Here is a 13,539-nt window from a genome sequence, read left to right as displayed (position 1 = left end):
GCATGCGCGTCCTCGTGGTGCACAACCGCTACGCCTCGGCGCAGCCGAGCGGGGAGAACAAGGTCGTCGACCAGGAGGTGGCGCTGCTGCGCGGGGCCGGCCACCAGGTCGAGGTGTTCGAGCGGCGCAGCGACGACATCGCCGCCCGGTCCCTGCTGGGCAAGGCCGCGATACCGCTGCTCGTGCCGTGGAACCCGGCGGTCCGCGCGGAGCTCGCCGCCGTCCTTCGCACCGAGCGCCCGGACGTGGTGCACGTCCACAACGTCTTCCCGCTCCTGTCGCCGGCGGTGCTGGCCGCCTGCGCCGACGCCGGTGTGCCCGCCGTCGCCACACTGCACAACTACACCCAGGTCTGCCCGCCCGGCACGCTGCAGCGGGACGGCCGGCCGTGCACCGAGTGCGTCGGGTCCGCGCCGCTGCCCGCCGTCCGGCACGGCTGCTACCGGAACTCCCGGCTGGCGACGGTGCCGCTCGCGGTCAGCATGTCGGTCAACCGACGGCGGTGGTGGTCCGGCGTGGAGCGGTTCTTCTGCATCTCCGCGGCGCAGCGCGACGTCCTGGTGCGGTCGGGGATGCCGCCCGAGCGCCTGGCGGTGAAGCACAACTTCGTGCCCGAACCGGGCGCCCGCCGTGCGGGCGCGGGCGAGCATCTGCTCTATCTGGGCCGACTCGCGGAGGCCAAGGGCGTGCGGCTGCTCATGGCCGCTTGGGACGAACTCGCCGCCGACGGTGGGGTGGGCGTCCCGCTCGTGATCGCCGGTACGGGGCCGCTGGAGCCTGAGGTGACCGCCTGGGCGGCGGGCCGGGACGACATCCGGTACGTCGGGCTCTATGACACGGCGGAGTGCCGGCAGGCCATCGCGCGGTCGGTCGCCGTGGTGGCTCCCTCCACGTGGCTGGAGGCGTTCGGCCTGGTGGTCGTGGAGGCGATGGCGGCGGGGGTCCCGGTCGTCGCCGCCGGTCACGGCGCCTTCGTCGAACTCGTCGAGGACGGGGTGACCGGGCTGCTGCACCGGCCGGGCGAGTCCGCGTCGCTCGCGTCCTGCATACGCCGGATCGCGGCCGGACAGGACCGCAACCGGGAAATGGGCCAGGCGGCCCGGCGCCGTTACGAGCAGGGGTTCAGCCCGGCCGTCGGCCTCGAACGCCTGGTGGAGGGGTACCGCACCGCGATCGCGGGTCGGTCCGGCGGCGGGGATGGCCCGTCGCCGGTGGGGGACAACAGCACTGGCTCGCTGCGGGAAGAACCGCGCGAGCGGGATGGGGGCAGTAGATGACACGATGCCGACTCTGCGGCTCGGCGACGCTTGCGAGCGTCGTCGATCTGGGGGCGACCCCGCCGTGCGAGAGCTTTCTCGCCGCGGACCAACTGGACCGGCCGGAACCGGCGTACCCGCTGCACCTGCGGGTCTGCACCGACTGCTGGCTCGCGCAGATCCCTCCGCTGATCACGCCGGAGGAGACGTTCAGCGAGTACGCGTACTTCTCCTCCTTCTCGACCTCCTGGGTGGAGCACGCGCGCACGTTCGTCGCCGACGCCGTACAGCGGGTGGGGCTCGGCCCCGACGCCTTCGTGGTCGAGGTCGCGAGCAACGACGGGTACCTGCTGAGGCACGTGGTGGACCGCGGGATCCGCTGCCTCGGCATCGAACCGTCGGTGAACGTCGGCGCCTCGGCGCGGGACGCGGGTGTGCCCACGCTCACGGAGTTCCTGTCCCCCGACACCGGCTCGGCCGTCCGCGCCGAGCACGGCCCGGCGGACCTGGTCGTGGCCAACAACGTGTACGCGCACATCCCCGACGTGGTCGGGTTCACGCAGGGGCTGCGCGCCCTGGTCGCCGACGACGGCTGGGTCTCCATCGAGGTGCAGCACCTGCTGACCCTGATCGAGGAGAACCAGTACGACACGATCTACCACGAGCACTTCCAGTACTACACGGTCGCGTCCGCGGCCCGGGCGCTGGCGAGCGGCGGACTCACGCTCGTGGACGTCGAGTTACTGCCCACGCACGGCGGCTCCATCCGGCTGTGGGCCCGGCCTGCCGAGGTCGCCGGGGAGCCGAGCGGTCGCGTGGCCGACGTGCTGGACCGGGAGAAGGCCGCCGGGCTCCAGGAACTGTCCGGGTACACCGAGTTCTCCGCCCGGGTCGCCAAGGTGCGCCGGGACCTGCTGCGGTTCCTCATCGACGCGGCCGAGCGCGGCGAGACGGTCGTCGGCTACGGCGCCCCGGGCAAGGGCAACACCCTGCTCAACCACTGCGGCATCCGGCCCGACCTGCTCCCGTACACGGTCGACCGCAACCCCTACAAGCACGGCAGGTTCACCCCCGGCACCCGCATCCCGATCCTGCCGCCCGAGCAGATCGCCGCAGACAAACCGGACTACGTCCTCGTCCTCCCGTGGAACCTGCGGGCCGAGCTGACCGAGCAGTTGTCCTTCGTGAACGAGTGGGGCGGCCGACTGGTCTTTCCCATCCCGGAACTGAGCATTGTCGAGGTCACATCGTGAAGGTCGTTCTGTTCTGCGGCGGTTACGGGCTACGTATGCGCAACGGGGCCTCCGACGACGTGCCCAAGCCGATGGCGATGGTCGGCCCGCGCCCGCTGATCTGGCATGTCATGCGCTATTACGCGTACTTCGGGCACACGGAGTTCATCCTGTGCCTCGGGTACGGGGCCGACCACATCAAGAACTTCTTCCTCAACTACGAGGAGACGACGTCCAACGACTTCGTGCTGCGGGGCGGGCGGACCGAGTTGCTGTCCACCGACATCGCCGACTGGACGATCACGTTCGCGCAGACCGGTATCGAGTCGCCGATCGGGGAGCGGCTGCGCCGGGTGCGGCACCACCTGGACGGCGACGAGATGTTCCTCGCGAACTACGCCGACGTGCTCACCGACGCCCCGCTGCCGGAGATGATCGACCGGTTCGCCCGGCGTGACGCCGGTGCGTCGATGATGGTGGTGCCGCCGCAGTCCTCGTTCCACTGCGTGGACCTGGGCGAGGACGGCCTGGTGGGGGGCATCACCGCGGTGAGCGACATGCCGCTGTGGGAGAACGGCGGCTATTTCGTGCTCCGCCAGGAGGTCTTCGACCACATACCGGAGAACGGGGACCTGGTCGCCGACGGATGTGCCCAACTGGCCAAGCGCGGACGGCTGGTGGCCCATCAGCACCGCGGCTTCTGGAAGCCGACCGACACCGTGAAGGAGCGGGCCGCGCTCGACGACGCCTACGCCCGGGGCGACCGGCCGTGGGCCGTGTGGGAACGGGACGGCGCGGGGGCGAGCGCGACCGGCAGCAGGAGCGGCGCCGGAGCGAGGGCGTGATCCGGCTCGGCGCGGGGCGCCTGGACCGGATCGTCGCGGTGGGCGCGCACTGCGACGACATCGCCATCGGCGCCGGTGGCACGCTGCTGACGCTCTGCCTCGCGCGGCCGGGCATCCGCGTCGACGCGCTGGTGCTCTCCGGCGGTGGCGGCGAGCGGGAGCAGGAGGAGCAGGCCGCGCTCACCGCCTTCTGCCCGGGCGCCGATCTGCGGCTGACCGTGCTCAAGCTGCCGGACGGCCGGATGCCCGCGCACTGGGACGAGGCCAAGGCCGCGGTCGAGGAGCTGCGCGGGCAAGCCGATCCGGATCTCGTCCTTGCCCCGCGTACCGATGACGCGCACCAGGATCACCGCGGTCTGGCGAAGCTGGTGACCACCGCGTTCCGCGACCATCTCGTGCTCGGCTACGAGATCGTCAAGTGGGACGGCGATCTCGGTCGTCCGGCGGCGTACCAGCCGCTGTCGCCGGAGATCGCCGAACAGAAGGTGCGGCTGCTGCAGGAGCACTACCCCTCGCAGCAGCACCGGCCCTGGTACGACCGGGAGGCCTTCCTCGGGCTGGCCCGGATCCGCGGCATCGAAAGCAACGCGCGCTACGCCGAGGCGTTCGCCGTCACCAAACTCACTCTCGACCTGGGGGAATGAACCTTGCGCGTACTGCTGACCGGACACCAGGGCTATCTGGGCACCGTGATGGCCCCGGTCCTCGCCGCCGCCGGGCACGAGGTCGTCGGTCTTGACGCCGGCCTGTTCGCCGACTGCGTCCTTGGCCCGCTGCCCGCGGACCCGCCCGGGCCGCAGGTGGACCTGCGCGACGTCACGGCCGAGCACGTGGCCGGGGTGGACGCCGTGATCCACCTGGCCGCGCTGTCCAACGACCCGCTGGGATCGCTGGCGCCGGACCTCACCTACGACATCAACCACCACGCCTCCGTGCGGCTGGCCCGGCTGGCCCGCGACGCCGGAGTGCGGCGCTTCCTGTACGCGTCGACCTGCTCCGTCTACGGCGCCGCCGGCGGCGGCGACCTGGTGGCCGAGGACGCTCCGCTGCGCCCGGTGACGCCGTACGCGGAATCCAAGGTGCGGGTGGAGGACGACCTGCACGCGCTGGCCGACGACGACTTCACCCCGGTGTACATGCGCAACGCCACCGCCTTCGGCTTCTCGCCCCGGCTGCGCGCCGACATCGTGCTCAACAACCTGGTGGGGCACGCCCTGCTGTCCGGCGAGGTCCTCGTGCTCTCCGACGGCACGCCCTGGCGCCCGCTGGTGCACGCCGCCGACATCGCACGGGCCTTCACGGCCGCGCTGACCGCGCCGCACGAGGCGGTACACGACCGGGCGTTCAACATCGGCAGCGAGGTCAACAACGTCACGGTCGCCGAGATCGCCGAGCAGGTCGCAGAGGCGGTGTCCGGCGCGAAGGTGGTGATCACCGGCGAGAACGGTGCCGACTCCCGGTCGTACCGCGTGGACTTCTCCCGCTTCCGCACGGCGATCCCCGGCTTCGACTGCGAGTGGACGGTGAAGCAGGGCGCGCTCGAACTCGCCGACGCCTACCGGAAGCACGGGCTGACCCGGGAGGACTTCGAGCGACGCTTCACCCGCCTTGCCGTGCTGCGCGCGGCGACCGAGGCCGGCACCGTCGACGACACCCTGCGGTGGCGCCGATGACCACGGCCGGCGATGAGATGCACGCGCTGGTGGAGCGGCTGTACCCGCTGTGCCGGAGCATCACCGGCGACGGTGTGCGCGCCACCCTGGAGATCGTCGGCGAGTACATCCCGCTCCAGGTGCACGAGGTGCCGACCGGGACCCAGGTGCTCGACTGGACGGTGCCGCAGGAGTGGAACATCCGCGACGCGTACATCGCCGACCCCGCCGGCAACCGGGTCGTCGACTTCGCCGCGTCCAGTCTTCACGTGCTCGGCTACAGCGTGCCGGTGTCGGCGACCATGCCGCTGTCCGAGCTGGGCTCGCACCTGTACACCCTGCCGGACCAGCCGTCGTGGGTGCCGTACCGCACCAGCTACTACAAGCCGGAGTGGGGGTTCTGCCTGGCCCAGGAGACCCTGGACGCCATGCCGGACGGCGAGTACGAGGTGCGGATCGACTCCACACTCGCCGACGGCCACCTCACCTACGCCGAGCACGTGGTCCCCGGACAGGTCGCCGACGAGGTGATCGTCTCCTGTCACGTCTGTCACCCGTCGCTGGCCAACGACAACCTGGCGGGCATCGCGGTGGCGACGTTCCTGGCCCACGCGCTGGCGCGGGAGACCCCGTACTACACCTACCGGTTCATCTACGCGCCGGGCACCATCGGGGCGATCACCTGGCTGGCACGCAACGCCGAGCGGATCGAACGGGTCAAGCACGGTCTCGTGCTGGCCTGCGCCGGCGACCCGGGCCAACTGACGTACAAGCAGAGCAGGCGCGGCGACGCGGAGATCGACCGGGTGCTGCGGCATGTGCTGGACGCCTCCGAACGCCCGCACCGCGTCGTCGAGTTCACTCCGTACGGCTACGACGAGCGGCAGTTCTGCTCACCCGGGTTCGACCTCGGCGTGGGCTCGCTCAGCCGGACCCCTTACGCCGGCTACCCCGAGTACCACACCTCGGCGGACAATCCGGACTTCGTCTCCCCGGAGGCGATGGCGGACACGCTCGCCCTCTGCCGTGAGGCGTTCGCCGTCCTCGACCGCAACCGGCGGTACGTCAACCTCAGCCCCTACGGCGAACCGCAGCTCGGCCGGCGCGGGCTGTACGACGCTCTCGGCGGCCGCAGCGACACCAAGCAGGCCCAGATGGCCATGCTCTGGGTGCTCAGCCTCTCCGACGGCGAACACAGTCTGCTGGACGTCGCCGAGCGGTCCGGGCTGCCGTTCGACACCGTCGCCGCCGCGGCCGACGCCCTGTGCGGCGCCGAACTGATCAAGGCATGACGCCGATGACCACCGAGGGGGAGAAGACGACGGCATCGGCGGCCCCGCCAGGACACACCCGGAGGGCGGCCAAGCGGGCCATGGTCGGCCGGCTGTCCTGGGGACTGGCCGACCAGGCGGCCTCCAGCGTGAGCAACTTCGCGGTGGGCATCTACGTGGCCCGCTCGCTGGGGGTGACCGCGTTCGGCGTGTTCAGCCTCGCCTGGGTGACGTACGGCGTCGTGCTCAACGTCTCCCGCGGGCTGGCCACCGATCCGCTCGTGGTGCGCTTCAGCGGCGTGCCGGGCGCCTCCTGGCGCGGGGCGGTGGGCCGGTCGACGGGTACCGCGCTCGGCGTCGGTACCGCCCTCGGCGCGGTGTGTCTCACGGCCGGGCTCGGCCTCGGCGGCCGCGTGGGGCCCGCGTTCGCCGCCCTGGGTGTCATGTTGCCGGGGCTGCTGCTCCAGGACGCCTGGCGGTTCTCGTTCTTCGCCGCCGGCGCCGGGCGGAAGGCGTTCGTCAACGACGTCGTGTGGGGTGTCGCACTCGTCCCGGCCCTGGTGGTGGCGGCCCGGGTGGGCAGCGTGGCCGCCTTCGTGCTCGCCTGGGGCGCGTCCGCCACGGTGGCGGCGGGGTACGGCTACATCCAGTCCGGCATCCGGCCCCGGACGACCGAGGCGCGCGGTTGGCTTCGCGAACAACGCGACCTCGGCTACCGGTACCTGGTCGAGAACGTCAGCCTCAGTGGCGCGAGCCAGCTACGGGCGTACGGGCTCGGCGCGATCGTCGGGGTGAGCGCGGTGGGCGCGGTCCGGGGCGCCGAGCTCCTGCTCGGGCCGTTCCTGGCGGTGCTCATGGGGCTCTCGCTGGTCACCGTCCCGGAGGCGGCACGGGTGCTGCGGCAGGCCCCGCATCAACTGGGCAGGTTCTGCCTGCTCCTCGGCGGGGGGCAGGCCGCCGGCGCGCTGCTCTGGGGCGCGGCGCTGCTGCTGATGCCCGGCCGGTTCGGCGAGGCGGTGCTCGGCGGCGTCTGGCACTCCGCCTCGGAGCTCATCGTGCCGATCACCCTCGGCGTCGCGGGCGCGGGCCTCGGCACCGGCGCGGCGGCCGGGCTGCGCGCGCTCGGCGCGGCCCGGCGCAGCCTGCGCTGCCAACTGTTCGCCTCCGCCTGCTATGTCAGCGGGGGGCTCGGCGGGGCGGTCGCCGCCGGCACGGTCGGCTCGGCCTGGGGAGTCGCCTGCGCGACCATCAGCGGCTCGGCCGTGTGGTGGCTGCAACTGCGGTCCGCCCTGAACGAGCGCCACCGCACTCCCATCCCCGAAGTGAGGACCTCATGAACGCCCGACCCAGGCTGAGCATCGGCCTGCCCGTGTACAACGGCGAGGAGTATCTGGCCGAGTCGCTCGACGCCCTGCTCGGCCAGACGTACGAGGACTTCGAGCTGGTCGTCTCCGACAACGCCTCGACCGACGGGACCGAGGAGATCTGCCGCAAGTACGCCGCACGGGACTCGCGCGTCCGGTACCTCCGGCTGCCCCGGAACATCGGCGCCACGCCGAACCACAACCATGTGTTCGCCGAGTCCCGCGGCGAACTGTTCAAGTGGGCCTCGCACGACGACCTGTACGGCCGGGACCTGCTGCTGCGCTGCGTCCAGGCGCTGGACGAGCGGCCGGACATCATCCTCGCGCACACCGGCCAGGCGGTCATCGACGGCGACGGCAAGGTGAAGGTCCCCTACGAGTACACGCTCGCCACCGACTCCCCGCACGCGCCCGAGCGCTTCCGCAGTCTGCTGTTCGAGCCGGGTGGCGACGACTTCTACGGGGTGATGCGGGCCGACATGCTGCGCCGGGTGAAGCCGCTCGACAGCTACCACCACGCGGACCGTACGTTCGTCGCCGAGATCACCCTGCACGGGGCCTTCCATCAGGTGCCGGAGCTGCTGTACTTCCGCCGCGACCACCCCACGCGCGCCGAGCGGGCGAATCCCGGCAAGCGCGCCCGGTGCGTCAACCTGGACCCGCGCCGGGCGGGCCCGCTGCACCCGACGCCGCGGCTGCTCGCCGAGTACATGTGGGGCTTCGTCGCGGCGATCCGGCGGGCGCCGTTGTCCCCCGCCGACCGGCGCGCGTGCTATCGCCACCTGTCCGCGTGGATGACCAGCCGGGTCCGGCCGGGCGCCGGAGAGCGGGTCGAGGACCGCGCCCCGGTCGACCCGGACCGGGTCACCGTCTCGGTCGACGCCCTGGTCGCCGGCCGTGAGGGGAGGCAGACGTGACGGCCGCGGACAGGGCCCCGGTGCGTGTCGGGGTGTTCGGCCTGCTCGGCTCCGGCAACCTCGGCAACGACGGATCACTCGAAGCCGTGCTCGGCTACCTCCGCGCCGAACACCCGGAAGCGGTCGTGGACGCGCTGTGCGGCGGACCCGAGGCCGTGACGACCCGGTTCGGGATCCCCGCGACGCGGCTCCACTGGTACCGCGGGGAGTACCGGACCGCGTCCCGTGCGGGCGCCGTCGCGGCGAAGGGGCTGGGCAAACTCGTCGACGTCTTCCGCACCGCTGCCTGGGTGCGCCGGCACGACGTGGTGATCGTGCCGGGCATGGGCGTCCTGGAGGCGACACTGCCGCTGCGGCCGTGGGGCTTCCCGTACTCGCTGTTCCTGCTCTGCGCGAGTGGCCGGCTGCTGGGCACCCGGGTGGCGCTGGTCAGCGTCGGGGCCGCGCCGATCGGGAACCGGCCGACCCGTGCCCTGGTGCGCTGGTCGGCGCGGCTGGCCGCGTACCGGTCGTACCGGGACGCGCAGTCCCGCGACGCGATGCGGGCGATGGGCGTGGACACCGCGCGCGACGAGGTCTACCCGGACCTCGCGTTCTCCCTGCCGACGCCGCCGGCGAGCGCGGCCTGGGATCCGTCGGCCCCGCCGGGCCCGGTCTGCGTCGGCGTCATGGACTTCCACGGCGGCAACGACGATCGCGCCCGGGCCGACGAGATACACCGGCGCTACCTCGACGGGACGATCCGGTTCGTCCGCGCGCTGGTCGAGGAGGGCAGGACCGTCCGGCTGCTCACCGGTGACGAGTGCGACGCGTCGGTGGTCGCCGCGATCCTCGGCGCGGTGGACTCGCCGCTGGTCACCGCCGCCGAGCCGTCCTCGCTGGCCGACCTGATGAAGGAGATGGCGGCTGCCGACACCGTGGTGGCGGTCCGGTACCACAACCTGATCTGCGCGCTGAAGACCGGTACGCCGGTGCTCGCTCTCTGCTACGCGGCGAAGAGCGACTCGCTCATGGCGGAGATGGGCCTCGGCGCGTACCGCCACCCGGCGCGCGAGGTCGACGCCGACCGGCTGCTCGAACAGTTCCGTGCTCTGGAGAAGAGTTCGGCCGACCTGAGGCGGACGCTCACCGAGCGGAACCTGGCCGCCGCCCGGCGACTCGACCACCAGTTCAACTCCTTGACGGCGGCCCTGTTCCCGGCGGCCGGCCACGCCCACACCTCGCGGAAGGCTCCATGAAAGCGACCGAAGTCCCGGAGATCACCGGCGCGTACCTCTTCGAGCCGACGCCGTACGCCGACGAACGCGGCTTCTTCTGCCGCACGTTCGACGCCGACGTGGTCCGCTCGGTGGGCCTCGACCCGGACGCCTTCATCCAGGACAGCCTGTCCCGCTCGGCCGGGGGCGTGCTGCGCGGCCTGCACCTGCGCTCCGGGGCCGGCGAGGCCAAGCTGGTGCGGTGCTCGTACGGGAGGATCTTCGACGTCGTCGTGGACCTCAGGCCCGGGTCGCCGACGTACCGCAACCGGGCCTTCTTCGAGCTGTCCGGCGAGACGCAGGCGACCCTGTACATCCCGGCGGGGTGCGCGCACGGCTTCCAGGCGCTGACCGCGACCGCCGACACCTCGTACAAGATCGACCGCCCGCACGATCCGGCCGAGGACGTGACGATCGCCTTCGACGACCCGGAGCTCGCCGTTCCCTGGCCGCTGCCGGTCACCTCGATGTCCCAACGGGACCGGGAGGCGCCGAGCCTCGCCAAGGTCCTGCAGCACAGAGAAAGCTGAGGTCTGCGTGCCCACCGAAGACACCCAAGAACTCCTCCTCCCCCGCTCGCGGATGGCGAACGAGCGGCTGCACGCCATGATCCCGGGGGGCGCGCACACCTATGCCAAGGGCGACGACCAGTACCCCGACAACCTGGCCCCGGTCATCAGCCACGGCCGCGGTGCCCACGTGTGGGACATCGACGGCAACCGCTACATCGAGTACGGCTCCGGCCTGCGGTCGGTCAGCCTCGGCCACGCCCACCCACGCGTGATCGAGGCGGTGCGGCGGCAACTCGACCGCGGCAGCAACTTCGTCCGGCCGTCCATCGTGGAGGTCGAGGCAGCGGAACGCTTCCTGGCCACGGTGCCGACCGCCGAGATGGTGAAGTTCGCGAAGAACGGCTCCGACGCCACCACGGCCGCGGTGCGCCTCGCCCGCGCCGCCACCGGACGCCCGCGGGTGGCCATCTGCGCCGACCATCCGTTCTTCTCCGTCGACGACTGGTTCATCGGCACCACGCCGATGTCCGCCGGTGTCCCGGCGGCGACCAACGAGCTCACTGTGACGTTCCCGTACGGGGATCTGGCCGCCACGGAGGAATTGCTCACCCGGTACCAGGACGAGGTCGCCTGCCTGATCCTCGAACCCGCCACCCACACCGAACCGCCGCCCGGGTACCTCGCCGGCCTGCGCGAGCTGGCCGACCGGCACGGCTGCGTACTGATCTTCGACGAGATGATCACCGGGTTCCGCTGGTCGGAAGCGGGCGCCCAGGGCCTGTACGGCGTCGTCCCCGACCTCTCCACGTTCGGCAAGGCGCTGGGCAACGGATTCGCCGTCTCCGCCCTGGCCGGGTGCCGCGATCTGATGGAGCTGGGCGGGTTGCGCCACTCCGGCGACCGGGTGTTCCTGCTGTCCACCACGCACGGTGCGGAAACGCACTCCCTGGCAGCCGCGATGGCCGTGCAGACCACCTATGCCGAGGAGGGCGTCACCGCGCGGCTGCACGCCCTCGGCGAGCGGCTGGCCGCCGGGGTCCGCGACGCCGCGTCGGCCATGGGCGTCGGCGACCACATCGTCGTCCGGGGCCGGGCCAGCAACCTGGTCTTCGCCACCCTCGACGAGAACCGTCAGCCGTCGCAGCGGTACCGCACCCTGTTCCTGAGCCGACTCCTCGCGGGCGGGGTGCTGGCCCCGTCGTTCGTGGTGAGCAGCGCGCTCGACGACGCCGACATCGATCACACCGTCGACGTGGTGGCCCAGGCCTGCGCGGTGTACCGGAAGGCACTGGACGCCGCTGACCCCACCCCTTGGTTGGTCGGGCGACCGGTGAAGCCCGTATTCCGCCGCTTGGCCTGACGTGACGTCAGTGACGCTCCCGCCGACCGGCGTCGGCCATGCGACCGACCAGCCGTTCAGCCACTCGGTCGACCAGCCACGCGGTCGCCGGTATCACCGCCAGCGCGGTGCACCAGCCACCGAGGACGTCGGTCGGGTAGTGCGCGCCCAGGGCGACCTGCGCCCAGCCCATGGCGGTGCCGGCAATCAGCGCCGCGGCGAGCACGAATAGCGTGCCGGCCGTCCTGCCGAGGCCGAGCCGGCTGGTCGCGAGCACCGCCACGACGAGGGCGAGCGCGGTGGCAAAGGCGGTGTGCCCGCTCGGGTAGGACAGGTTCCCGTCGTGGATGGTGCGTCCCACCAGGGACTTGAGCAGCGTCGCCGTCCCCACGGTCATGCCGATCCCGGCAACGACGAGCACCGCTGCGCGAGGACGCCGAAGCAGCAGGCAGCCCGTCATCGCGGCCACGACCAGCGTCGCCGCTCCCACGGGCTCCCCCAAGAAGTCCATGGCCAGAGCGACGTGCTGCCACGGAGGCCCGACACCGTACACCGCCGCCCAGATCCGCGCGTCCACCGTGCCGGGCTTGCTGTCGTCGGCATACAGGACCCCGAGCACGACGACCACCAGCGCGGCGAGGACCGCAGTCGGCCCGAGCCACACGCGCAGCGACGGGGGCAGCGCCTCTGGCGCCGACCGCCCGGTCACACGCCCACCGCGTCCGGTCGGCCTGCGGTGCTCTGCCGGCGTTTCGTGCCGAAGGCCAACTGGCCGCCCACCTGGTGGTCCGGGCCCGCGCCGCGCGCTTCGCGATTCGAGCTCCGGTCGCCATCCGCGCCTACAACCCCAGCGGAAGACCGCACTTCATCGCCGAAGTCGACCGCGCCGCGGCCCTCTACCCGGTGGTGGTCAAACCGGACACCCCGCTCATGGCCAAGACGGGGAAAGGCGCGCACACGGTCGCAGACCATCCGGCGGATGCGATGCACCTCCCCCTCCCGTCGGGACCGACGCCATGTCAACCGCCGCCAGCGCGATGCCGCGCCCCGGAGAACTGCCCGCTGCCGGCCGCCGACATGGCCGGGATCGTCAGACGTACGGGCTGGCCCGCTCGGGAGTTGGCAGTCTGTGCAGCCCCGAACTCGCCAGCCTGCCCATCACCCTGGCCAAGGGCATCGGAATCACTCCCCACTGGCCACCCTAACCAACAATGGGGTCGCGGCAACCCGCCGTCGGAAAGTCCGCGGGGCAACACTCCGCGAATGTTGGTCCCGGATCGCTTTCCCGTGCCGGAGCCGCTGAGCGTCACCGGAAGCGCGATGGTGACGCGTCGTGGACGACGCCCTCCTGGGGGCCTCGACTTGGGCCCTGGGCACGGATAGATGTCCGCGTCCTGCGGCCGCGCGTACCGGATCCGCACACCGTCCGGCCCGGGTAAACCGTCGACCACCTGCTGCCCCGTCAGCCGCGCCAGCCAGCCCGACCGACCGGCCCGGCCTCTTCCTCGACTTCTTCGCCATCCCCGAGAACTACCCGCTGCCCCCCGCACCTGGCTCAGGCTGGCACCTGCAGTTGGTCGCCTTCGATAGAGGTGTCCGGGACGCGACGCGGAGGTCGCTGCGCGCAGCGTCGAAATGCCAGGGCGCGCGACGTGTTCTCCTGTCGGCGCCTCGTGCCGGATGCGGAGGCAAGCCGCCCGGGTGTACGGGCCGCGCAGTACGTCTCCCGTTCTGAGCCGATCGTTCTGGCAGGCGCGGCCCCGGCGCAGCGGCGCGGCTGCCGCCCGGTCTACGGGGTCTTTACTGACTTCGGCTCGTCAGGGTGAAGTGTCCTGGAATGCCTGATGGCTCCGGTGTGGTGGAGGTATCCCGGAGTGTGTGAGATACGCGGATGG

At 72.0% G+C, this 13,539-nt stretch carries 12 protein-coding genes; 11 read left to right on the top strand and 1 reads right to left on the bottom strand.

All coding sequences use genetic code 11. From position 1 onward, the window contains the following. Positions 1–2: 2 nt before the first annotated feature. Genes ACZ6KY_RS34470 through ACZ6KY_RS34420 form a run of 11 tightly spaced genes read left to right on the top strand, consistent with a single transcriptional unit; the run spans position 3 to position 11,665 of the window. Positions 3–1,277, top strand: coding sequence for a glycosyltransferase (locus ACZ6KY_RS34470; protein ID WP_469314183.1), 1,275 nt, complete (start codon positions 3–5; stop codon positions 1,275–1,277). After that, complete coding sequence (locus ACZ6KY_RS34465; protein WP_469314182.1) at positions 1,274–2,509, top strand: class I SAM-dependent methyltransferase; 1,236 nt, start codon at positions 1,274–1,276, stop codon at positions 2,507–2,509. Before ACZ6KY_RS34470 ends, ACZ6KY_RS34465 begins: the two co-directional genes overlap by 4 nt. Then, positions 2,506–3,333, top strand: a complete 828-nt coding sequence (locus tag ACZ6KY_RS34460; protein ID WP_469314181.1) for a glycosyltransferase family protein — start codon at positions 2,506–2,508, stop codon at positions 3,331–3,333. Before ACZ6KY_RS34465 ends, ACZ6KY_RS34460 begins: the two co-directional genes overlap by 4 nt. After that, positions 3,330–3,977 carry a PIG-L deacetylase family protein gene (locus ACZ6KY_RS34455; RefSeq protein ID WP_469314180.1) on the top strand — a complete coding sequence of 216 codons (648 nt, stop codon included), beginning with the start codon at positions 3,330–3,332 and terminating at the stop codon, positions 3,975–3,977. The genes ACZ6KY_RS34460 and ACZ6KY_RS34455 overlap by 4 nt, the downstream gene beginning before the upstream one ends. 3 nt (positions 3,978–3,980) lie before the next feature. Further along, positions 3,981–5,006: an NAD-dependent epimerase/dehydratase family protein gene (locus ACZ6KY_RS34450; RefSeq protein ID WP_469314179.1), complete on the top strand. Its 1,026-nt coding sequence runs from the start codon at positions 3,981–3,983 to the stop codon at positions 5,004–5,006. Next, complete coding sequence (locus tag ACZ6KY_RS34445) at positions 5,003–6,277, top strand: DUF4910 domain-containing protein (RefSeq protein WP_469314178.1); 1,275 nt, start codon at positions 5,003–5,005, stop codon at positions 6,275–6,277. The genes ACZ6KY_RS34450 and ACZ6KY_RS34445 overlap by 4 nt, the downstream gene beginning before the upstream one ends. Positions 6,278–6,282: 5 nt before the next feature. Next, positions 6,283–7,593, top strand: a complete 1,311-nt coding sequence (locus ACZ6KY_RS34440; RefSeq protein ID WP_469314235.1) for a hypothetical protein — start codon at positions 6,283–6,285, stop codon at positions 7,591–7,593. Beyond that, the gene (locus ACZ6KY_RS34435) at positions 7,590–8,537 is read left to right on the top strand and encodes a glycosyltransferase family 2 protein (protein WP_469314177.1); all 948 of its coding nucleotides are present in this window, start codon (positions 7,590–7,592) and stop codon (positions 8,535–8,537) included. Before ACZ6KY_RS34440 ends, ACZ6KY_RS34435 begins: the two co-directional genes overlap by 4 nt. Further along, on the top strand, positions 8,534–9,775 hold the full coding sequence (locus ACZ6KY_RS34430) for a polysaccharide pyruvyl transferase family protein (RefSeq protein WP_469314176.1): 1,242 nt from the start codon (positions 8,534–8,536) through the stop codon (positions 9,773–9,775). Before ACZ6KY_RS34435 ends, ACZ6KY_RS34430 begins: the two co-directional genes overlap by 4 nt. Then, on the top strand, positions 9,772–10,323 hold the full coding sequence (locus tag ACZ6KY_RS34425) for a dTDP-4-dehydrorhamnose 3,5-epimerase family protein (RefSeq protein ID WP_469314175.1): 552 nt from the start codon (positions 9,772–9,774) through the stop codon (positions 10,321–10,323). The genes ACZ6KY_RS34430 and ACZ6KY_RS34425 overlap by 4 nt, the downstream gene beginning before the upstream one ends. A gap of 7 nt (positions 10,324–10,330) precedes the next feature. Beyond that, the gene (locus ACZ6KY_RS34420; protein WP_469314174.1) at positions 10,331–11,665 is read left to right on the top strand and encodes a glutamate-1-semialdehyde 2,1-aminomutase; all 1,335 of its coding nucleotides are present in this window, start codon (positions 10,331–10,333) and stop codon (positions 11,663–11,665) included. Positions 11,666–11,672: 7 nt separating this feature from the next. Here the strand turns inward: ACZ6KY_RS34420 and ACZ6KY_RS34415 are convergent, their stop codons facing one another. After that, entirely contained in the window at positions 11,673–12,353 is a 681-nt protein-coding gene (locus tag ACZ6KY_RS34415) for a phosphatase PAP2 family protein (protein ID WP_469314173.1), read from the bottom strand. Between the last annotated feature and the right edge of the window lie 1,186 nt (positions 12,354–13,539).

It is taken from the genome of Streptomyces sp. NPDC042002 (genome assembly GCF_055588305.1).
The sequence above is the reverse complement of the archived record's forward strand: the minus strand, read 5'-3'. Positions and strand labels throughout refer to the sequence as shown.